Annotated in this window: 20 protein-coding genes and 2 tRNA genes; 12 read left to right on the forward strand and 10 right to left on the reverse strand. The window is 44.2% G+C overall.

Translation table 11 applies throughout. The features are described from left to right. Positions 1-271 precede the first annotated feature (271 nt). The gene (acs, locus tag BC643_RS07945; RefSeq protein ID WP_120272580.1) at positions 272-2,185 is read right to left on the reverse strand and encodes an acetate--CoA ligase; all 1,914 of its coding nucleotides are present in this window, start codon (positions 2,183-2,185) and stop codon (positions 272-274) included. A gap of 365 nt (positions 2,186-2,550) precedes the next feature. On the opposite strand from acs, the gene BC643_RS07950 reads away from it, so the two are divergent. The 3 genes from BC643_RS07950 (at position 2,551) to BC643_RS07960 (ending at position 4,842) form a co-directional block, all read left to right on the forward strand. Next, complete coding sequence (locus tag BC643_RS07950) at positions 2,551-3,612, forward strand: NAD-dependent epimerase/dehydratase family protein (RefSeq protein ID WP_120272581.1); 1,062 nt, start codon at positions 2,551-2,553, stop codon at positions 3,610-3,612. A gap of 6 nt (positions 3,613-3,618) precedes the next feature. After that, complete coding sequence (locus tag BC643_RS07955) at positions 3,619-4,260, forward strand: NAD(P)H-binding protein (RefSeq protein ID WP_120272582.1); 642 nt, start codon at positions 3,619-3,621, stop codon at positions 4,258-4,260. Positions 4,261-4,401: 141 nt separating this feature from the next. Beyond that, a complete protein-coding gene (locus BC643_RS07960; protein ID WP_120272583.1) occupies positions 4,402-4,842 on the forward strand; it encodes a hypothetical protein in 441 nt (146 codons plus the stop codon). A gap of 61 nt (positions 4,843-4,903) precedes the next feature. Here BC643_RS07960 and BC643_RS07965 read toward each other — a convergent pair whose 3' ends face one another. Beyond that, the gene (locus tag BC643_RS07965) at positions 4,904-5,572 is read right to left on the reverse strand and encodes an outer membrane beta-barrel protein (protein WP_170154498.1); all 669 of its coding nucleotides are present in this window, start codon (positions 5,570-5,572) and stop codon (positions 4,904-4,906) included. Between the two features lie 256 nt (positions 5,573-5,828). On the opposite strand from BC643_RS07965, the gene BC643_RS07970 reads away from it, so the two are divergent. Further along, positions 5,829-6,101 carry a hypothetical protein gene (locus BC643_RS07970; protein WP_120272585.1) on the forward strand — a complete coding sequence of 91 codons (273 nt, stop codon included), beginning with the start codon at positions 5,829-5,831 and terminating at the stop codon, positions 6,099-6,101. A gap of 47 nt (positions 6,102-6,148) precedes the next feature. On the opposite strand, the gene BC643_RS07975 is transcribed toward BC643_RS07970, so the two are convergent. Together BC643_RS07975 and BC643_RS07980 are read right to left on the reverse strand one after the other, a co-directional pair. Beyond that, positions 6,149-6,661, reverse strand: coding sequence for a DUF4251 domain-containing protein (locus BC643_RS07975; protein WP_120272586.1), 513 nt, complete (start codon positions 6,659-6,661; stop codon positions 6,149-6,151). A gap of 37 nt (positions 6,662-6,698) precedes the next feature. After that, positions 6,699-7,259, reverse strand: a complete 561-nt coding sequence (locus BC643_RS07980) for a hypothetical protein (RefSeq protein WP_147377169.1) — start codon at positions 7,257-7,259, stop codon at positions 6,699-6,701. Positions 7,260-7,650: 391 nt separating this feature from the next. On the opposite strand from BC643_RS07980, the gene BC643_RS07985 reads away from it, so the two are divergent. Then, positions 7,651-8,391: a porin family protein gene (locus tag BC643_RS07985; protein WP_120272588.1), complete on the forward strand. Its 741-nt coding sequence runs from the start codon at positions 7,651-7,653 to the stop codon at positions 8,389-8,391. 42 nt (positions 8,392-8,433) lie between these two features. Continuing rightward, positions 8,434-9,849: a hypothetical protein gene (locus tag BC643_RS07990; RefSeq protein WP_147377170.1), complete on the forward strand. Its 1,416-nt coding sequence runs from the start codon at positions 8,434-8,436 to the stop codon at positions 9,847-9,849. Between the two features lie 158 nt (positions 9,850-10,007). Here the strand turns inward: BC643_RS07990 and BC643_RS23750 are convergent, their stop codons facing one another. From BC643_RS23750 to BC643_RS08025, 5 genes are all read right to left on the reverse strand, one after another. After that, positions 10,008-10,259, reverse strand: coding sequence for a GIY-YIG nuclease family protein (locus BC643_RS23750; RefSeq protein WP_120272590.1), 252 nt, complete (start codon positions 10,257-10,259; stop codon positions 10,008-10,010). A 316-nt stretch (positions 10,260-10,575) separates the two neighbouring features. Next, positions 10,576-10,827 (reverse strand): GIY-YIG nuclease family protein, encoded by a 252-nt coding sequence (locus tag BC643_RS23755; RefSeq protein WP_120272591.1) that lies wholly within the window; start codon positions 10,825-10,827, stop codon positions 10,576-10,578. A gap of 232 nt (positions 10,828-11,059) precedes the next feature. Next, positions 11,060-11,134, reverse strand: a tRNA-Val gene (locus BC643_RS08015). A gap of 102 nt (positions 11,135-11,236) precedes the next feature. Continuing rightward, positions 11,237-11,314, reverse strand: a tRNA-Val gene (locus tag BC643_RS08020). A gap of 85 nt (positions 11,315-11,399) precedes the next feature. Next, positions 11,400-12,701: a bifunctional folylpolyglutamate synthase/dihydrofolate synthase gene (locus tag BC643_RS08025; RefSeq protein WP_120272592.1), complete on the reverse strand. Its 1,302-nt coding sequence runs from the start codon at positions 12,699-12,701 to the stop codon at positions 11,400-11,402. Between the two features lie 131 nt (positions 12,702-12,832). On the opposite strand from BC643_RS08025, the gene BC643_RS08030 reads away from it, so the two are divergent. After that, positions 12,833-14,164: a PhoH family protein gene (locus BC643_RS08030; RefSeq protein WP_120272593.1), complete on the forward strand. Its 1,332-nt coding sequence runs from the start codon at positions 12,833-12,835 to the stop codon at positions 14,162-14,164. 81 nt (positions 14,165-14,245) lie between these two features. Here the strand turns inward: BC643_RS08030 and BC643_RS08035 are convergent, their stop codons facing one another. Continuing rightward, positions 14,246-15,538 carry a hypothetical protein gene (locus BC643_RS08035; RefSeq protein ID WP_120272594.1) on the reverse strand — a complete coding sequence of 431 codons (1,293 nt, stop codon included), beginning with the start codon at positions 15,536-15,538 and terminating at the stop codon, positions 14,246-14,248. Positions 15,539-15,926: 388 nt separating this feature from the next. Between BC643_RS08035 and BC643_RS08040 the strand changes: the two genes are divergently transcribed. The 5 genes from BC643_RS08040 (at position 15,927) to BC643_RS08060 (ending at position 20,828) form a co-directional block, all read left to right on the forward strand. Continuing rightward, a complete protein-coding gene (locus BC643_RS08040) occupies positions 15,927-17,231 on the forward strand; it encodes an energy transducer TonB (RefSeq protein WP_120272595.1) in 1,305 nt (434 codons plus the stop codon). Between the two features lie 80 nt (positions 17,232-17,311). Beyond that, positions 17,312-18,103 carry an inositol monophosphatase family protein gene (locus BC643_RS08045; protein ID WP_120272596.1) on the forward strand — a complete coding sequence of 264 codons (792 nt, stop codon included), beginning with the start codon at positions 17,312-17,314 and terminating at the stop codon, positions 18,101-18,103. A 63-nt stretch (positions 18,104-18,166) separates the two neighbouring features. Continuing rightward, on the forward strand, positions 18,167-18,637 hold the full coding sequence (locus BC643_RS08050) for a hypothetical protein (protein WP_120272597.1): 471 nt from the start codon (positions 18,167-18,169) through the stop codon (positions 18,635-18,637). 14 nt (positions 18,638-18,651) lie between these two features. Further along, on the forward strand, positions 18,652-19,680 hold the full coding sequence (locus BC643_RS08055) for a glycosyltransferase family 2 protein (protein WP_120272598.1): 1,029 nt from the start codon (positions 18,652-18,654) through the stop codon (positions 19,678-19,680). A gap of 173 nt (positions 19,681-19,853) precedes the next feature. After that, positions 19,854-20,828 (forward strand): zinc transporter ZntB, encoded by a 975-nt coding sequence (locus tag BC643_RS08060; protein WP_120272599.1) that lies wholly within the window; start codon positions 19,854-19,856, stop codon positions 20,826-20,828. Positions 20,829-20,909: the final 81 nt, after the last annotated feature.

Raw genomic sequence — 20,909 nt, forward strand, 5'->3', positions numbered from 1 at the left:
ATGATTGATATGATTTGTATCATCAGGAATAATGTCCAACTCAGTACTTACTTCAGAATTCCGGGGTGAAACCTAGTATTTGAACTACGTTTTCGAATTGGATAAGTTCCTAATGAGTGAATGAAAGCCATTTTTACTTTCGCCCACCAAAAATAGCTGAAAAAAAATGCCACGGGAGGTTTGTCTCCCTCCCGCAAATAAGCTTAACACAAAAATTACACCGCCCTAACAGTTGTAATTATATACCTATTAATAGCTTTCGGCGTGCGTCTCAGTGCTTCACATCGACCAATGCCGAATCGATTATTTTTCCAACAATATCTTCGTCGAGCAGGGTACTGATGTCGCCTAAATTGGTGGCATCTCCCTCGGCGATTTTACGCAGAATTCGACGCATGATTTTTCCACTTCTGGTTTTGGGCAAACCGGGAACCAATTGAACCAAATCGGGTCGGGCAATAGGCCCGATGATTTTGCTAACCCCTTCTTTGATACTTTTACGAATCCCTTCTTCACCACCGGTGGATAGAATGGGACAGACAACGAAAGCGTAAATTCCTTGTCCTTTAATGGCGTGCGGATAACCCACAACTGCCGACTCGTTAACAAGCGGGTGCTCATTGATGGCATTTTCAATTTCGGCGGTACCCAAGCGGTGACCGGAAACATTGATTACATCGTCAACGCGTCCCAAAATCCGATAATAACCATCTTCATCCCGACGAACGCCATCGCCGGTGAAGTAATAGTTTTTGAAACTGGTGAAGTAAGTATCCCGAAACCGATCGTGATCTCCCCAAATTGTCCGTGCCATTCCCGGCCACGGAAACTTGATACACAAATTTCCTTCAACCGAATTTCCTTTCAACTCCTTGCCTTCATTATCGACAATAACAGGAAAAACTCCGGGCAGTGGCAACGTAGCAAAAGATGGTTTTGTTGGAGTAATCCCTGCTAATGGAGAAATCAGCACACCTCCGGTTTCGGTTTGCCACCATGTGTCAACAATCGGGCACCGGTTTTTCCCAACATGGTCGTGATACCAGTGCCAGGCGTCTTCATTAATTGGTTCACCGACCGTTCCGAGTACTTTCAGCGAGTCCAGCCTCTTCCCTGCCAAATACTCGTTACCAAGCGATAATAATGAGCGGATTGCTGTTGGAGCCGTGTAAAACTGATTCACTTGGTGCTTGTCCACAATATCCCAAAAACGACCGGCATCGGGCCAGGTAGGAATACCCTCAAACATGAGCGTTTGAGCACCGTTCAGCAACGGGCCATAAACAATGTAGGAATGGCCGGTAATCCAGCCAATATCGGCGGTGCAGAAATATACATCGCCGCGACTGTACTGAAAAACATTGCGGAACGTATAGGCCGTGTAAACCATGTAACCTCCAATGGTATGTAAAATACCTTTTGGTTTACCGGTTGATCCCGATGTATATAAAATGAAAAGCGGATCTTCTGCATCCATTTCCTCAGCCGGGCAATATTCATCCTGTCCATCGATGATGTCGTGCCACCAAATGTCGCGGCCCCCGACCATTTGAATATCGCATTTCGTGCGTTTTAACACAACAACCGATTCAACAACCGGGCATTGTTCGATCGCTTCATCAGCTATTTCTTTCAAAGGTGTGATTTTGGATCCACGATAGCCACCATCTGAAACCAATACGACTTTAGCACCTGCATCGTTGATACGATCGGCCAGCGACTGCGCCGAGAACCCGGCAAAGATGACGGAATGAATGGCGCCAATCCGGGCACACGCAAGCAACGCAATGGCCAGCTCGGGAACCATTGGCATGTACAAAGCCACCCGGTCGCCTTTCTTCACGCCCAAACTTTTCAAGGCATTTGCAAACTTATTGACCTCGACGTAAAGCTGCCTGTACGTAAGCGAAATAGCCTGCTCATCTGCATCATTGGGCTCCCAAATGATCGCCGTATTGTCGCCATGGGTGTATAAATTCTTTTCAAAAATACTCTCTGTAATATTCAGCTTCGCACCAACAAACCAGTTGATCCGGGGTTCTTCAAAATTCCAATCGATTACCTTATCCCAGCGTTTCCGCCAATACAGACATTCAGCCTGTTGTTCCCAAAAATCTTCCGGATTTGAATAACTCTTTTGGTACTCGTGAAAATACCCCCCCAAAGTGTGAATTTTGTTGATCATTTTATTTCTGTTTATTGGTTTGAATTCATGCTGAAAGAAAATCTACACTTTCCTCTTCTAATTTAAACTTAATAAAAATAAGAAAAAAGCAACAATAATAATCTCCTCGTTAAGAACGGTTTTTAGCCTTTGGCATATGTCCTTCAACAATTTTACACTTCAGTGATTAGCTTTCTGAAACGATGAATTCATGCGATACCTCTCGGGCCCGAAATGGCACCGAGAGGTATCGCGAGAGCCTGTTTCCTATTGCACAGCATCAAAAGATTTCGGAACTTGGATAAAATAAACTCCGCTATCTGCTAGTTTATTTAAGAAATAACCGCGTGAATGAGGGACAACTGAAACGTTAGACTAATGATGCTATGAGAAACATTGATCGTTCCAAACCTGTATTGGTTACAGGCGGCACCGGTTATCTTGCTTCATGGATTGTAAAAATGCTTTTGGAAGAAGGCATGACAGTTCACACAACCGTGCGAAGCCTGAGAGATGAGAACAAGTTCAAACATCTCCAAAAAATCCAGCACCAGTCTCCAGGACGTCTAAAACTGTTCGAAGCCGATTTGTTAATCGACGGATCGTTCGAAGATGCCATTGATGGCTGCGAACTGATTATTCACACTGCTTCCCCATTTCAACTAACCGGGGTTAAAAACCCGGAAAAAGAACTCATCCAACCGGCTGTGCAGGGCGTGAGAAACCTTTTCTTCTCAGCCGGCGAATCAAAATCGGTGAAAAAAATCGTGTTGACTTCGAGTATTGTAGCCATGGTTGGCGACACCATCGAAATCAACAATCTTCCCGATAAAAAAATAGACGAGTCATGCTGGAACACCAGCAGCAGCCCCGAATATCAACCCTACCCTTACTCAAAAACCATTGCCGAGCAGGAAGCCTGGCGACTGGCCGAAAAACTGAATAACTTTGATTTGGTAGTCATTAACCCTGGCCTGATTTTGGGGCCATCTCTAAGCCAACGAAGTGACTCAACAAGTATTTCGTTGATGATTCAGCTTTGTTCCGGCAAATTCAAAAGAGGAGTACCTTCGGGAGCACAGGCTTTTGTTGATGTTCGGGATGCGGCAAGAGCACACATCAAAGCTGGATTCTTGCCCGACGCGACTGGCCGCCACCTGGCAGCTGCTCACCTGAAAGATTTCCTCGACGTGGCAGAAGTTATTCGGGAACAAAATCCGGATTACCCGCTACCCGACAAATATGTACCGAAGTGGTTGTTCAAAGTAGTGGGACCTTTCCTTGGATATTCCCGTAGATTTGTCTCTCGGAATACCGGGTTCGACTTTGCATTCGATAATTCGTACGCAAGACATGATCTTAAAATTGATTTTATGCCTTTTGAGCAAACCGTTCGCGATCACTTCAGCCAGCTGGTAGGAGACGGATTGATCCCGCATAAAAATTAAATTCGGATGAAAGCTTTGGTTATTGGCGCAACAGGATTGGTAGGTGGTGAATTAGTAAAGGCTTTACTGACCAAAGACGAATTCAGCGAAGTTGTTGTTTTCGGGCGAAGGGAAACCGGTTTGAAGCACCCAAAACTCCGGGAAGAAATCGTCAATTTTAACCAACCTGAGAATTGGGCTTCCAAAGTAAAAGGCGACGTCCTGTTTTCCTGCCTGGGAACAACAATAAAAAAAGCTGGCAGTCAGGAAAACCAGTTTAAAATTGACTACACTTTTCAATACACAACGGCCGAAGCAGCTGCGAAAAACAACGTCGCCCAGTACATTCTGGTTTCGTCAAGCGGAGCAAAAGCGAATTCGTCCATCTTTTACAGCCGTATTAAGGGCCAGTTGGAAGAAGCCATTCTGCAACTTCCTTTCCGTAAAATTACGATTCTTCGACCATCGTTATTATTAGGCGAACGCAATGAAAAACGCGGCAGCGAAGCCTTTGCGCAAAAAATCATGCCTGCAATTACCCGTTTTATTTTCAAAAAATACCGCCCAATCCCGGGTGCAACTGTTGCCCGGGCCATGATCCAAGCGGCTCTCCACCCAAGCAAACAAATCGTTTTTGAGCTCGACGAAATATTCCGACTCGCGGAATAATTCAGCTCAAATACAACCGGCCATTTGTGCAGAACTTACCCAATTGACAAATATTAACAGATAGAAAGTTTATCTTCGTACACGGTATATCAACCAAACACCCGATTGTGCGTTGTTAAACTAGAACAAATCATACTCATCATGTACATTGGATTACTACATCTTCACAACACGTTACGCTGGATCATTTTACTGGCCGCATTAATTACTTTATTAAAATATTTTATAGGCTGGTTTAGTCAAAAACCCTGGGAAAAGTCGGACAACATATTGGGAGCCGTTTTTACCGGCCTCATGGATCTTCAGTTCCTGACTGGTATTATCCTGTACGCTTTCGTTAGCCCGGTTACACAAGCCGCCTTCCAGGACTTTGGAGCCGCTATGAAAAATGCTGATTTGCGATTTTACGCCGTCGAACATTCGGTCATGATGCTTATTGCTGTAGTGCTCGTTCATATTGGCCGCATTAAAAGCAAAAAAGCGGCATCAAGCAAATCGAAGTTCGCCAGTTCGCTACTCTTCTTCGGCATCGCTTACATTATCATTCTCGCCGCAATCCCCTGGCAACGGGTGGTCGGTTAAAAAAATACGAAAGGCTGTCAACTTCCATCGACAGCCTTTTCTTTTTGCTATTCTGGTTCAGTTAAAATTTCAGCCTGATTCCCGCATTGGCGTAAAAGGAGCGTTGCTTACCAACATCAATTGCCTGTACATCCTTGCTGACATCGGTCAACGACCATTCGTAGGAAAGATCCAGGAATAGAATCCAGACGTCAACTCCTGCCCCTGCAAAAACGCCCCAGCTCGTTTTTTCAATACTATCTTTATCGATATCATCACTCGTGCCGGTGACAAAGAAACCAGACGCGCCTCCAAATACCCGAACATTAGCCAGCGACTCATTGTTCCCCAGCACTCCAAGTCCAACAGCAACAGGAACCCGGATTCCTTTAATTTTTGCTTCCACATCTTCGTCCGTCAATGTAGCATTGCTTGCAATCGGCAATCTCACAGATTTTGTAAAACCGGCACTCGCCGCAGCATCAGTATTTCCGTTATCAATCAAATCGCCACTGCTGTCAAACGTTAGTTCAGTCGATTTTGTCACATAGTATATGCCGGGCTCAAAATAGAATTTATCGCCAAAAACGATACTTCCCCCGAACTGTCCGCCAACTTTTCCTTTTGAGTCACCACCATCTATTTTACTAAAATCCGTTGCCGCCAAACCAAGCCCTAACTTCAGCTCCTGTGCGTCGCACCAGCCAGTCATGGCCACAGTCGCAAGGATTAAAAAAATAACATTTTTCATAATCGTCAATTTTAAAGTTTGCATTGAAAATCCTGTTTACAGATTCAATTTACGATAAAAATGTCCGAAATTAAATACTTTTTGATAAGCAACAAGAACACAACAAACACGTATTCAATAATTAAAACTAACTCAATACTAAATAATTTAGATCAACACCAACAACAACCGAAGAGTTCCAGACGCTTTTAAGATCCGCTCTTTGTTTTGTGATTCGCTTTATTATCACTAAAATTACCCGGCTAAACTGTACGAAATGAAAATAGTTCTTGTCGCTCTTTTGGTATTTTTGATTAACCTTCCTTTTGGCGCACTAAGGGGTCGCGAAAAGAAATATTCGTTTAAATGGTTCCTCTACATCCACCTTCCGATTCCGTTTGTCGTCTTGCTTCGGATCTACAGCGACATTGGTTTTGCACTTTACACCTACCCGATCCTGATTGGTGCATTTTTCGGTGGACAAATGATCGGACGTAAGTACATACGACTGACACCCAAGGGAAAAATCCTCGACACAAATAAAGAATAGTGACCATAACAACTATCCGACACTAACTCAATTCGGTATTGGTAGGCTTACTTTTTCTTTTTGATCTCCTCAATTCGCCCGGAATAAGACATCGTTTGGCGATTTGTACTGTTGATATCAAGCGAAGTGGAGCCATTTTCGAAAATCAGGAAGCGATAGGTCAGGTTATCCGAGCCTTGTTTCACCTCCAACTCAATTTGGTGCCCCTTCTTGACATCCGGCTCCTTGTAGCTGTCAATAGTTGATGTGAAATTGAATGGCGACGAGGTAGAGCCGTAATCGGCCACATAGGCGCGCCCATAAAAAGGCAAGTATGAAACGATGGTGTCTCCCTTTAGCTCAACACTATAACTAGTTATCGAAACAGATTTTCCACGCGCTGTGTATGCTCTGTCGGGAATGAATTCAAATCGCTTGGTTTCAATCATTTTCTGAGTCAGCTCAACCTGCAAAGCTTCCCGTTCCGCCTTCAGCTCTTTCCGACTTTTTTTCTCCGCTTCCTGCGCATTTACCACAAAGGCCGAGAATAATATCACGAGTAATAGTACCACATTTTTCATCGTCAATATTTTTAATTGTTTACTCCGAAATAACACTTCAATCTTTTAACAGACCTTCCTTCTGAAGCTGTTCCACAATCAGGCTTTCGTAACCTTTAAACCAGCTATCCAAATCTGTCGGTTCGAAAGCGCTGGATTGAATTGACCACAGCAAATCCTCACTCGCCGTGTCGTAAAAGTTCGTTTCAAAAAAATAGGTCGTTTCCTGCGTCACATAACCGGGATCATAAATCTGACTGTAACGGTAATTGTAATAAGGATAATAGCTACCGTAATAACGGAACCGATAAGGTGGCAACGGCGCAACAACCGTTCCCTGAACATAGTGCGACTCCGTTTTAGTATCCAATTGCGACAAAGTCAGGATGCCATCGCAACCTGCCTTTTTAATAATCGCCAGCTGCGCCTCTTTCGACAACTCCTCATCGGCCGTAAAACCGGATGGGAACCAATCTGAACTTTTCTCGGCCATGTGTCCCTTTTGCCGAATAGCCTGAACCATCTTTTCTTCAACTGCAAACCGCTGTGCTTTATTCGGAACCAGGGCTACCACAAAAACAGACTTATAAATTTCGGCCGGCATTCCACCATCTTTCATCCAAGTACTGGTTATTTTCTGAGAGCTCGAACAGCCAAGCATGAAAAAAGAAACAAACAAAAAAGTCATTAGTGAGCGTATCGCTCTGAAAGGGTTTTCTTTTTCACTAATCGTTGTCAAGTTTAAATATTGAAGTTAAGATTCGATTTATTCAAGCTGATATTCTCATCCCAGCTCTTTTCGGGAAGCAGACAATTCCTTACATTTAGTAAGCAATTCAGAACACGACTATTGCAATTCCCGAATGGGACCATTTTGAATTTCACGTTACTAGTGAGTCACCTAGTAAATTTATGAAATGTTAAGCTCTTAGAAAAGAGCCAGAAAGAAGAAAAGGAATCTTTAATCGTGCTTCAATCTATTTTAGCCTCGAAACTTAAATTCAACCGTCTTGAAAACAAAACGCGTATTACTAAAAATCACCTTCACCTTACTCCTGCAGCTTGGTGTTTGGGGAATTTGTTCTGGTCAAGTCGCCATCTTACTGCTTCTGTTTGGCGATCAATTAGCGTCAGAAGAACTTCACCTTAGTGTTGATGGAGCAATCAATATCTCAAACATATCCAATCTCGACCAGGGATCTACATTTTACGGACTAAATTTCGGTTTGGGCCTACATGCCAAGCTTAGCGATCGTTGGCAACTAAATCCGCAGTTCAGACCCCTCTCGCAGAAAGGAGCCCGAAACACGCAGCCTCTTGTCGATCTCCCAACGGAGTTCTCGGAACACAAGACGAAAGTCAAATTAAACTATATCGAAATCCCGGTGATGATCCGATATTCCGTGACACCAGACTTTTTTATTGCAATTGGCCCTCAAATTAGCTTCCTAACCTCCGCCAATCAGTTCACCGATGGCAGCTACAACAACGGATCAGATGCTACGCTACGAATAAATGTGCAAAAGTTTTTTAAAACAATCGATTACTCGTTTCCGATCGAAGCTGGCTATTGGCTGGAGTTGAAAAGCAAAAATTCGACCTCAACAATGAACGTGAACCTATTTGCGCGATACTGCCCGGGCTTAATGGCAATAAACAAAAACGACAAACTTGGGATGGATTCAAAAGTTTCGACCTTTCAAATCGGGGTGAGCTTCCCGTTTATTAAAACACAGGCATCAATACAATAGCACAGACAAAAACTTAACCGCGAAACCCGGTAAAACAGAACAATGGGCAAAAAGCAACTCCTATTATTGATTTCTCTTTTGTTACTCTGTTTGTTTAAAGTAGAAGCACAGGACGGGCACCAATGGACGCAACAATTTGGCTCCGGCTCTATGTTTCTTGGAGGCTCTGTAATTGGCAGCGTTAGCGACTTGGGAGCCGTCTATTACAATCCGGGACGGCTATCTGAAATTGACGAGCAAATTATTGTGTACTCCGGCAATATATACGAAATCAGCGTCCTCAAAGTCAAGGACCTTATCGGATCGCAGGGGTACAACGAGAAAAAATTCAGAGGAGTCCCCAACCTCACGGCCGGTACTTTTAAACTCCCTTTTTTAAATGGCCACAACTTCGCCTGGGCGGTGCTGTCCAAAAGCGATTCTGAACTCGACATGGAACTGAAAGATGATCAATTTGGTGATGTTTTTACGTCGATCCCCGGCGATGAATACTTCAACGCCACCTTGAACATCAAAAACAAACTACGGGATACCTGGAGCTGCTTAAGCTGGTCGCACCCGCTGGATGACAAAACAAGTATTGGCGTAACCGCTGTCTACAAACACCTTTCCTCAACCAAAGGCCTTTCATCGGACATGGCTGCTATGGACGAAAACACAACAACTGCAACCTACGCTTACAGCAGTCGGGTCGATTTTAAATTCAACGGGCTACTCTGGAAAGCCGGTATAGCCCGAAACTTCAAAAATGGCCATGTCGGCCTGACGATCCTCACTCCTACCCTCAAGATAAGCGGGAAAGGAAAATACCGTTACGAAAACTTTGCATCCGGATTGGAGAATTATACCGAAATCGATGACATTTACGGACTAAGTAACCAAAAAGATCTTCCGGTAACCTACCGATCTCCCTGGGCAATTGGCTTTGGAATCTCCCAAAACATCAAACAAAACCGGGTTCATTTCGGAATGGAATGGTATAGCCACATCGCAGAATACAGCATCCTTCGGGCGAATCCATTTACCATTCAAAGCTCCGGACAAAATATGGATTTTGAATTAATCGATCAGCATAAAAGCATTGTCAACTTTGGCCTCGGGCTTGAGCTGTATGTTTCAGAGAAGTTGAAGTCCTTCGCGAGCTTTTTCACCGATTTTAATAGTTTGAAACCACTCGATGAAAGCTCTTTACAACAGTCACTATTCAATCCAATACGAGCCAATTATTATCACCTGGGAGGCGGATTTCTGCTAAAACTAAAAGGAACAAGTATTTCCCTCGGATTATCACACTCGGGAACGAGAAGCAAATTGAGTCGGCCGATTACCTTCCCCGAATTTAGCTCGGCCAATTACGATCACGAAAACAACACACGCATTATCTGGAACCGATGGCGAATCATGTTTAGTTTATCGGTACCTATCTTCAAAGACATTCAGCAAAGATTAGGCTTTTAGGCAACAAGCAAGTCTCCTTCTGGGAATATTCAAAAACAAAAAGAGGAACACTTTTCAAGTATTCCTCTTCGATGTGGGCGGTGAGGGAGTCGAACCCCCGAACACTCCCGATATAAAATCGGGATGCTCTGAACCAACTGAACTAACCACTCATCAACCTACTTTAGTCGACTTGAACAAAGCCGTTCAATCATCTTTCTGCTTTTCCACTTTTTTAGTTGTCGCTCCCTACTGAAGGCAGTTTCCTTATCTGAATATTCTTCAAAATAAACAATCCGCCATGGCTGACCTTTTGATGTGAAACCAGAATGTGCAGCATTATGACGCGTCAAACGTCCTTCTAGATCTGAGCTAGCCCCAACATAATACCGGTCCAAGCTTTCCGAATAAAGAATATAACAGTAACACATCAACTAAAAATACAAAAAGGAAATCTATTTCAAGTATTCCTATTTGCCAGCGACTTACATGGGAATCGCCACTAAAATACTTCAAATTGAGAATCAGGATACAATGAACTGTTTTGACAAAACGGTTCTTCTTAGCTTCAAACGTTCCGATACATTACAAATATCAGAACAGTTGTTTCGACCAATCACAAAACAAAAAGAGGAACACTTTTTCAAGTATTCCTCTTCGACGTGGGCGGTGAGGGAGTCGAACCCCCGAACACTCCCGATATAAAATCGGGATGCTCTGAACCAACTGAACTAACCACTCATCAACCTACTTTTGTCGACTTAAACAAAGCTGTTCAATCATCTTTCGGCTTTTCCACTTTTTTAGTTGTCGCTCCCTACTGAAGGCAGTTTCTTTATCTGAATATTCTTCAAAATAAGCAATCCGCCATGGCTGACCTTTTGATGTGAAACCAGAATGTGCAGCATTATGACGCGTCAAACGTCCTTCTAGCTCTGAGCTAGCCCCAACATAATACCGATCCAAGCTTTCCGAATAAAGAATACAACAGTAATACATCAACTAAAAATACAAAAAGGAACTCTATTTCATGTATTCCCTTTTGCCAGCGACTTACATGGGAATCGTCACTAAAATACTTCAAATTGAGAATCAGGACACAATGAACTGTTTTGACAAAACGGTCCTGCTTAGCTTCAAACGTTTCGATACATTACAAATATCAGAACAGTTGTTTCGACCAATCACAAAACAAAAAGAGGAACACTTTTTCAAGTATTCCTCTTCGATGTGGGCGGTGAGGGAGTCGAACCCCCGACCCTCTGGGTGTAAACCAGATGCTCTGAACCAACTGAGCTAACCGCCCGATTTTGTTTTGAACGTTTTCCTTTTTAGCCGGAAAAGGCTTGGTTCTTATCTCAACTTTCGCTGGATAAACTTTGGGAAAACTAACGAAAGTTTTCCTCGATGGTGGGCGGTGAGGGAGTCGAACCCCCGACCCTCTGGGTGTAAACCAGATGCTCTGAACCAACTGAGCTAACCGCCCGATTTCCTAGAACTGACGCCCTTTTCAGAAAGGCGTTGCAAATATATATCCTTTTTTGATCTTCCAAAAAAAAATTGCAAAAAAATTAAGAAAAATAATCGGCCACCACAAAGGTACTACCCCCAACAAACACGAGATCATGCGGTTGAGCCACCTCTAAAATTTCGGCAACCGCAGCCTTCACATCGGGAATTACCTTCCCTCGCAGCCCGGCAGCTTCAGCTTTGCCCGCAAGCTCGTGTGCATCGAGTGCCCGAGGGATGCTGGCCTGGGTAAAAACATAATGCGCTTCAGACGGCAAAAGCGCCAACACGTCATCAATGCTTTTATCGTTAACCATCCCGATAACCATGTACAATTCTTTCCAGGCAGTCAGACGGATCTGCTCCACAATCTGACGAATGCCCGCTTCATTGTGCCCCGTATCGCAAACAACCATCGGATTTGTACCTACAATCTCCCAACGGCCACGCAGCCCCGTATTGATCACCACCTGTTTCAAGCCGGCATAAATTGCTTCAGTCGAAATGTTCCAATCCGCGTCATTCAAAAGCTCAATCGCCTTTAACACGCCTGCCACATTTCGTCGTTGATAGTTGCCCAGCAAATCTGCTTCCAGCTTTTCGAGGTGCAACTCGCCATTCCTGTGAAAATTGAAACGCTGTTTACCATCCGTTGTCAACATGCTGTAATCAGCCGAATATTCCTTATCGGCAAAATAAATCGGGGCTCCGACTTCCGATGCTTTCCGGGAAAACACCTCGTTGTATTCATCGTTGCTTTCGGAAATAACAACCGGAATATTGGATTTAATCACCCCTGCTTTCTCGGCTGCAATCAGCGGTATCGAATTTCCCAAAAGCGCTGTATGATCCAGACTGATATTGGTTATCACCGCTAGCTCGGGGGTGATGATATTGGTTGAATCCAAACGACCTCCCAATCCAACTTCAATCACAGCCACGTCAACTTTGGCTTGCTGAAAATACCAGAAAGCCATGGCTACCGTAATTTCAAAGAAAGAAGGCTCGAGTTTTGCTGTTCGGTTAAGCTCTTCAAACTGCCCAACAAAATCAACTACGCTTCCTTCCGGAATCACCGCACCATCCACCCGAATGCGCTCCCGGAAATCAACCAGGTGCGGCGAGGTATACAGGCCGACTTTATAGCCGGCTTCCTGCAATACAGAAGCTAACATGTGCGACACAGAACCTTTTCCATTGGTTCCGGCAACATGGATGGTTTTAAACGATCGGTGCGGATGTCCGTAGATTTCATCCAGTACAAGCGTATTTCCCAAGGTGTTTTTATAGGCCGCTGCTCCGGTGCGTTGGAACATCGGCAGTTGACTGTATAAATAGTCTAATGTTTCGCTGTAAGTTTTCATTTTCTCAATCAATCACTTAAAGATTCGTTATCCACAACTGTCAATAACTACTTAGCATCTTTTGACATTTATCACGGAACGAATCATCGATTTTTTCTACATTGTAAGCACAGACACTAAATTGTTAGCTTATGGCAGGCCGCAAACAAACAAAGATCTTCGTGCTTGACACGAATGTGATCTTACACGATCACAACTGCATTTACCAGTTCAAAGATAATGATATCGTTATTCCGTTAACGGTATTGGAAGAACTGGACAAATTTAAGAAGGGGAACGATCCGATCAACTTCCAGGCGCGTGAATTTGTGCGAGTGTTGGACGACATTGTCGGTGAGAAGTTGTTTAATGGCGGCATAAAGCTCGGCGCTGAGTCGGGAAAACTGATTATCGCTACCGGGAAACCATTCTCGGACACCTTGAAACAATCGTTCAAGGAAGACATTCCTGACCACCGGATTTTGGCTGTCGCCGATTTCTATACCAAAGACAACCCCAAACGACCTACAATTCTCGTAACCAAGGACATTAACCTGCGCATGAAAGCCAAGTCGCTCGGTATTATGTCTGAAGACTACGAGAATGACAAAATCAAGGACCCGCAGGTTTTTGAAAAGTCGATCACCGAGATTGAAGGCTACAAAGACAATTTGATTGACAGCCTGTACAATGAAGGCTACTTCCCGTTCTCCGAATCGGGTTTGGAACCGGCTCCGGTACCGAATGAATACTACATTTTAAAAGGAAACAAGTCGAGTGTTTTGGCGCGCTACGAAGCTGCCAACGACCGCATTGTACGTGTCGAAAAGAAAGTGGCTTACGGCATCAAGCCTCGAAATGCAGAGCAGACATTCAGCTTGAATTCGCTGCTGAACCCGGACATTAAGCTGGTTTCGCTAAGTGGTAAAGCCGGAACAGGTAAAACTCTACTTGCCCTGGCTGCTGCATTGGAACAGCACAAAATGTACGAGCAAATTTTACTAGCTCGTCCAATTGTTGCGCTGAGTAACCGCGACCTGGGTTATTTGCCTGGCGACGCGACTGAGAAAATCAGCCCCTACATGCAACCGCTGTTCGACAACCTTACGGTCATCAAGCACGCATTCAACCCGCGCAGCCAGGAATACCAAAAGATTGAGGAATTGCTAAAAGAAGAACGGCTGATCATCACGCCGCTAGCATACATCCGTGGACGTAGTTTGTCGAATGCTTTCTTTATTGTTGATGAAGCACAGAACCTCACGCCGCACGAGATTAAAACAATCATCACCCGTGCAGGCGAAGGTACCAAAATGGTTTTCACCGGCGATTTGCAGCAGATTGACTCTCCTTACTTGGACATGAAGTCGAACGGTTTGGCTTACATGACCGACCGCATGCGCAAGCAGGAATTGTTCTCGCATGTAAACCTGATCAAAGGGGAACGAAGCTACTTGGCGGAATTAGCCAGCGACTTGTTATAGAAAAAATCCACTCAAATAATTTTACACAAAAAAGCCCGGCCAAAAGCCGGGCTTTATCAATCTATGCTACAATCAGGATACTTAATTTCTCCTGCTTCTTTCTGTCCTGCTATCACTTCGTGAGCTTGTTCTGCTCGAACTAGCTTTGGCTTCCTTGGGTTTCGAAGAAGACTTCCTGGAAACGGATTGTCCCGAAGAACTGCTACTTCTACTTACGTTTGCGTTGTTACTTCTGCTACTTGATGTGGATTCAACTTTCCGAGTTGACCGGGAAGATGAATAACCTGAGTTCGTTGAAGACGAAGTTCTTGAATTCGTTTGTTTTTTCACGCCTGAATTACCGGAACCGGAATTAGTTGTTTTCGTCTCGCTGCGCTGATAAGTCGAACGACTTTGCCCGGTTGTAGCAGGCTGAGTGCGGCTGGAATTACCATTTCCGGAACTACTGCTCTGATAAGTTCTTTTTTGCTGACTACTTGATGATGGTGTCGCAGTAGTCGAACGTGTACTCTTCGTGCTCGTAGCTGTTTTGTTGCTCGTTCCGGGTGAGGTACTATTTCTTTGCGAATAACTTGGACGCGAATTACTTGTTGTACCTGATGAATTTCCCCGGGCGCGTTGTTCATTCACCGACCGATTCCGGTTCATCTCATACTTATTGGAATAACCCGAATTGCGGGACGAGAATGAACGATCGGGGTGCTGCTGTCCGTAATCGTTACGGCGAACAGAGTGCTGAATCTCAATCGCTCTCGGACTGCGACGACTTTGACTGTAATGGTACGTATTCACATGATAGTCGACATGGACATGTAAATGTTTGTGATACCTATATGTTGGCAAACAGGCATAACTGCGGTAACGTGTCGGGTAATATCCCCAGTAGTAAGGCGAATGCCACACAACGTACGATGGACGGAAGAACCAGGCAAAAATCAACGGTGTATTCAGGTACACAGGTTCAACAATGTAGTGCGGACCATACAAATACGGATCTCCGACTACCTGAACATAGAGTGTATTACCCGTTTGACGGCCGACATCAATTGTGGCCACATCCTGAAATATGTTACGTCCCAAAACAGCCTGAATTGTTACCGAATGAATTCCGTATTCATAGAGCTCAACAACCCGCAGGTAGTCAACATATCCGTCGTTATTCAAATCGAGGTTCGAAACCTGTATGCGCGGATCATTCAACTTCTCTTCAAACTCCTCCAAATTTCGCGACTCTCCAAAAAGATAAGAAACTGCTTCCAGATCCAGATTGTCGCTTATGTCGTAGCCAACTGAGCTAACACGGTAGTTTTGGGCTGAAGATCCCAATGCGGCGAAAACGCCGGCAATTACGAGGATTATTAATTTTGTTTTCATGGCCTTCAGAATTTGGTTTGACTTTGTTTAACTTTTTGTTCTCTTTCACTTACTCTGAAAGTAAGGCTTATAACTTTTCAACATTATCTTAAGAACTCGGTCGATAATTATCTTCTGATATCAAACTGACAAATATCATACCTTTTCCTCAGCCACACATACTCACCGTCAAAAAACAGCCTAATACAGGCACTCAATACACTGATTACATTCATTTTGAATGACAATAAAAATTTAACACGAATTCAAAAAAACTAGATGTCACTATTATCAATATTCGTAAAACGAGAATATAAAGCTAGAATATTCTATTCCGGAAATATTGCATTTTAATTAACTATACATAAATTTGAGTAAAACTAATTTACCTCTATACATCACGACCCGAATGAAAAAGAATACTTGTGTGCTGCTTTTTATGATCCTTGCGATTTTCCCCAAACACGGGTGGAGCCAAACTGAATCAACCTTCGAAATCAAAGGGAAAACGCGTGTAGTTGTTGGAATGAATGATGTTCAAGAACGAACCGTTGATGCAGATTCGATCTTGATTGACCATTTGATCATTCGGGAATTTCGCAAAAACGGAAGTCTGTTCACCTCATCATCGTATCGATTTTCAGGGCGTTCATTCAGTTTATCCAAACTGTACACCTACCGTGAAAATCGCTCATTAGAATTAGATGGCGAAAGTCGTCTGTATTCACCCGAAGGTTCACTAATATATCTGCAAACCTACCGGGCTGACACACTAAACGCTCAAACATTCTTTTATGAAGACGGGAACAAATGGGCGCTGATTTCGGGCAATCAATATGTCAGAAACGGATTACTCGTGATGTGGTATCCGAATGGAATCCCCAGTTTCAAAGGCCACTATAAAAACAATTTGAAAGACGGCTTTTTTCAGAGCTATGATGAAAACGGAACACTTCTAAAGGAAGGAACTTACAAATCCGGCAAACTAATCGATGGTGAGCCAGTGGTTCAGGACATTGTTTATGAATATCCCGACACCAAAGCCACATTTGAAGGTGGAGTCGGGAAATTAAATGACTATTTGATCGAGAAAACCCGGGATTGGCCGGAAATCAAACAATTAGATTCATCAACCCGTTACAACAAAAATGTTTCCATCAATATTGGTAAAAAAGGGGAAATACTTTCAATCGACTTTTCAGGCCTTCCGACGGAATTCTCCGACTTGTTACTGAAAGCATTAGCCGACCTACCAGCTTTTAATCCTGCTACGGTTGAAAATGTTCCTGTTAAAAGTATTGAAAAGTTCGCTTTCGAGATGGACACAAGCGGAATAAGTTTAGGCTTACCGTATCATTTTAGAATCGTCACCGAGAAAACCGCTACCGGTCAAAAAGGTGACGTTTACTTTCTTGTTGAAGAAATGCCGGAATTCCCGGGGGGAGATCTGGGAGTGCGAAAATTCATCGCGCAAAATTTGAGGTATCCGGTAGAAGCTCAAGAAAGAGGCATACAAGGGAAAGTGTATGTTAGTTTCATTGTCGACGAATCCGGCAAGGTTTGCAGCATTAGTGTCGCCAAAAGCGTTCACCCAATTTTGGATGAGGAAGCAATGCGGGTTGTAAGCGAAATGCCGCTTTGGAAACCCGGATATCAAAAAGGCGAACCAGTCAAGGTTAGCTATACGATACCAATCACCTTTTTACTGCAATAATCCTTCAAAATAAAATAACAGTAGAAATTTGGGCATCACGCTGCTTTAACCGATTTTCGGGAAAACTATTTTTTCGATTTATGGATTTACAACATATCTGCTCCGAGATCGGCGATTTGGCTCGCCAAGCCGGTCAATTTATCCGCGAACAACGTTCACAAATCACCAACGACGATATTGAACTGAAGGGCAAAGCCAGCCTGGTAACTTACGTTGACAAAGAAGCTGAAAAAATGATTGTCAGCCGACTGCGCGAGTTATTACCCGAAGCCGGGTTCATTACTGAAGAAGGAACAGCCACAGAAAGCGGCGAAGCGTACAAATGGATCATCGACCCGCTGGATGGAACAACCAACTTTATCCACGGCATTTTTCCGCATTCGGTATCCATCGCGCTCACCAAAGACAATGTTCCGGTTGCCGGCGTGGTTTATGAAATCGGTCAGAATGAATTGTTTTCGGCCTGGGCAAATGGCGGTGCTTATCTCAACGGTCAACCCATTTCGGTTTCTAAATCGGCGAAACACGAAGACGTGCTTTTGGCCACCGGATTCCCCTACTACAATTTCGAAAAGCTGAACGAATACCTAAAGGTGCTCGAGTTTTTCATGATTGAAACAAGAGGCATGCGTCGCATGGGATCAGCAGCAGTCGATTTGGCTTATGTGGCTTGCGGACGATTCGATGGCTTCTTCGAACATGCGCTTCACGCCTGGGACGTTGCTGCCGGTGTATTATTGGTGCAGGAAGCGGGCGGAAAAGTGACCGATTTTAAAGGCGGCGACAATTTCCTGTTTGGAAAAGAATTGGTTTCGGCCAACAGCAATTATTTCCCGGCTTTCTTTGCAAAAATAAACGAACAGCTGGGCTAAATTTTCCGTTGCTCTGCTTGGGCATACTGCCGCAATCACCTAAATTGCAGGAAAAAGCAAATCATGGCCGACAAGGAAATTGCACTGCTTAAAGCACAGGTCGAAAAGCTAAATCAGAAAAGCTTCGACCTGGAAGCATGGAAAAACCAAACCCTGTTGTTTCTGAACCGGATTTTCGGGGCCTCTCATCCGATCGTGAAAATGATTCTGGATCTCCGCTACGATTATTCCAGCTGGCATTTGCGTGATGCTACCGGCAACGAGAAGTCGGACGATCCCGTGAAAATGCAGGCCCGCGAAATTCTGGATGCCGCCATCATGGAACTGGAAACACTGGGACTTCCGGGCCAGGCCGGGAACGCAGACAAAGCAACAGAACTGTTACAACAGGAAATGACCGGCAAGCAATGGAAAGAACTGGCCGACATTTTAGCGGACAAAACAGAAAATCAGACGGCAGAGATAAAAGAAAAACTGGGACAGCTTAGCAAGGAACAACTCATTGACATTGTTGCCGGAATTTTGAATTCCTGACTATCTTTGGCGGAATGGAACACGCGCAAATTGCAATTGTCATTTTAAACTGGAACGGGGAAAAGCTACTTCCTCAATTTTTGCCATCGGTCATCCAATACAGCCAACTGGAAGGTGCTGAGATCATTGTTGCCGACAATGGTTCTACAGATCAATCGATGACACTGCTTGAAGAGCAATTCCCCGAAGTTACCAGACTTCAACTTCCCGAGAATTACGGTTTCGCCCGTGGCTATAACGAAGCACTGCGCCAAATCGACGCCAAATATTACATCCTGCTAAACTCGGATGTGGAAGTTACCGAAGGCTGGCTGGAACCGATGATTTCGATTTTTGAGAAAGACAATACGGTCGCTGCTGTTCAACCCAAAATTTTAAGCTGGCACAACAAAGATGAATTCGAATACGGCGGTGCTGCCGGAGGTTTCATCGACAAGCTCGGCTTCCCGTTTTGCCGCGGTCGCGTGCTGAATGTCGTTGAAAAAGACAAAGGTCAGTACAATGACGAAGCCAATATTTTTTGGGCGAGTGGTGCCTGCCTGGCAATTCGCGCAAGCCTCTACCACAAAGCAGGGGGCTTCGATTCCGACTTTTGGGCACACATGGAAGAAATCGACCTTTGCTGGCGCCTGAAAAACTTCGGCTATCAAATTCGGTACACCCCTTACAGCCAGGTTTATCACCTGGGTGGTGGAAGTTTGCCTTACAACAACCCGCGCAAACTGTTCCTAAACTTCCGCAATAGTTTGTTCATGCTTTACAAGAATTGTCCGCCCAACAAACTAGTTAAAGTACTGTTTGTCCGCATGATATTGGATGGCATTGCTGCTTTCAAGTTGTTGACTGAGGGGAATCTAAAAGGGATTTCGGCGGTCTTCAAAGCACACTGGGCTTTATATAAAAACTGGACCCAATTGAAAGCGAAACGCCGGCGACTAAAAACCGAAGCAGCACCCAGTTGGCACCCCGAAATTTTATACAAAAGTATCATCTGGAAATTCTATATCGAGAAGAAACGCACCTTCACCGAATTGGTGAAATAGGCGTTAGGAATGCCGGATACTCGGATAGCTGGATAAAAAGAAAAAGAGCCTTTTCCGAAACTGTCTCCCAAGAACGTCTTCTTGATCTGACAATCCGAAAATCCAACAATCCGAAAATCCATCTTTTGTAAATTCAGCAGACAGATTGTATATTCAGTAAAATTTTCAATCGCATGAAACAAGCGGTCATTAATGCCTTCTACGTCGATTCGAGTGCCAAAAAGGTTGATAAGATCGACGCCTACGCCATCCCCGCCTTAAAAAAGGACACCGACTATATTTGGCTTCAACTGGATTTCAGTGCCACGGAAACCCGGAGCTTAGTTGAAAGTCTGCATGTCAATGAATTTTGGATTTCAGCCTTGGTAAAAGACGATTCGCGCCCAAGGGTGGAAATTGCGCCCGAGGAACTGTTACTGATCGTTCGCGGCATTAACCTGATAAAAGGTGAAAAGCCCGAAAATATGATCTCGGTACGCATCATGGCCAGCAAAAACCTGATCATCACAACCCAAAAGAAAAAGCTGAATGCCATCCAGTCGATTTTGGAAGACATGGAGCAGAACAATCCACCCAAAAACACAGGCGATTTTATTGTCCGGTTGAACGAGCGCCTGGTTTTCAACATGAGCGATGTGATGGAAGATATTGAGGAAGCGGCCATCTCGATGGAAGAGTTGGTGATGGAAGAAGATGGTAACGACGACCAAAGCAAAGCCGAATTGTACAATCTTCGCCGGCAAATCATCCAGATCAAACGATTCCTGATTCCACAGCGCGATGCTTTAAATAAATTGCAGATTGAGAAAACCAGATGGATGACCAGTAAACAACAATTGCGATTGCGAGAGGTGAGCGACTACCTGATGCGCTACCTCGAGATGCTGGAGGCCGCGCGAGAACTGGCTTCCGTCAGCCAGGAAACGCTGATCAACCGTTCCAACGAGCAGATTAACAACCGCATGTACCTGCTTTCTATCATTGCGGCACTGTTCCTGCCGTTGAGCTTTTTCACCGGTTTGCTCGGGGTCAACCTTTCCGGTATTCCCCATGCCGAGAATCATTATGCTTTTTCAGCTTTCGTGGTCATTTTATTGGTGGTGGTAGCCTTTCAATTTTGGTTTTTCCGAAAAAATAAATGGCTATAAAACGAAAAACCCTGCCACACAACAGGCAGGGTCTTCAACTAACTAAACCTAAACTAAAACCAAATTTGAAAATTTACTAAT

It is taken from the genome of Mangrovibacterium diazotrophicum, from assembly GCF_003610535.1.
Lineage (GTDB): Bacteria > Bacteroidota > Bacteroidia > Bacteroidales > Prolixibacteraceae > Mangrovibacterium > Mangrovibacterium diazotrophicum.

Bases quoted from the DNA above. Each gene is read 5' to 3' on its own strand.
- BC643_RS08025 (WP_120272592.1), bottom strand. From the start codon at position 12,701: ATGAAAACTTACAGCGAAACATTAGACTATTTATACAGTCAACTGCCG.
- BC643_RS08055 (WP_120272598.1), top strand. From the start codon at position 18,652: ATGGAACACGCGCAAATTGCAATTGTCATTTTAAACTGGAACGGGGAA.
- BC643_RS07950 (WP_120272581.1), top strand. From the start codon at position 2,551: ATGAGAAACATTGATCGTTCCAAACCTGTATTGGTTACAGGCGGCACC.
- BC643_RS07990 (WP_147377170.1), top strand. From the start codon at position 8,434: ATGGGCAAAAAGCAACTCCTATTATTGATTTCTCTTTTGTTACTCTGT.
- BC643_RS08040 (WP_120272595.1), top strand. From the start codon at position 15,927: ATGAAAAAGAATACTTGTGTGCTGCTTTTTATGATCCTTGCGATTTTC.
- BC643_RS08030 (WP_120272593.1), top strand. From the start codon at position 12,833: ATGGCAGGCCGCAAACAAACAAAGATCTTCGTGCTTGACACGAATGTG.
- BC643_RS07960 (WP_120272583.1), top strand. From the start codon at position 4,402: ATGTACATTGGATTACTACATCTTCACAACACGTTACGCTGGATCATT.
- BC643_RS08060 (WP_120272599.1), top strand. From the start codon at position 19,854: ATGAAACAAGCGGTCATTAATGCCTTCTACGTCGATTCGAGTGCCAAA.
- BC643_RS07975 (WP_120272586.1), bottom strand. From the start codon at position 6,661: ATGAAAAATGTGGTACTATTACTCGTGATATTATTCTCGGCCTTTGTG.
- BC643_RS07970 (WP_120272585.1), top strand. From the start codon at position 5,829: ATGAAAATAGTTCTTGTCGCTCTTTTGGTATTTTTGATTAACCTTCCT.
- BC643_RS08050 (WP_120272597.1), top strand. From the start codon at position 18,167: ATGGCCGACAAGGAAATTGCACTGCTTAAAGCACAGGTCGAAAAGCTA.
- BC643_RS08045 (WP_120272596.1), top strand. From the start codon at position 17,312: ATGGATTTACAACATATCTGCTCCGAGATCGGCGATTTGGCTCGCCAA.
- BC643_RS07980 (WP_147377169.1), bottom strand. From the start codon at position 7,259: ATGAAAGATGGTGGAATGCCGGCCGAAATTTATAAGTCTGTTTTTGTG.
- acs (WP_120272580.1), bottom strand. From the start codon at position 2,185: ATGATCAACAAAATTCACACTTTGGGGGGGTATTTTCACGAGTACCAA.
- BC643_RS23755 (WP_120272591.1), bottom strand. From the start codon at position 10,827: ATGTATTACTGTTGTATTCTTTATTCGGAAAGCTTGGATCGGTATTAT.
- BC643_RS08035 (WP_120272594.1), bottom strand. From the start codon at position 15,538: ATGAAAACAAAATTAATAATCCTCGTAATTGCCGGCGTTTTCGCCGCA.
- BC643_RS23750 (WP_120272590.1), bottom strand. From the start codon at position 10,259: ATGTGTTACTGTTATATTCTTTATTCGGAAAGCTTGGACCGGTATTAT.
- BC643_RS07955 (WP_120272582.1), top strand. From the start codon at position 3,619: ATGAAAGCTTTGGTTATTGGCGCAACAGGATTGGTAGGTGGTGAATTA.
- BC643_RS07965 (WP_170154498.1), bottom strand. From the start codon at position 5,572: ATGAAAAATGTTATTTTTTTAATCCTTGCGACTGTGGCCATGACTGGC.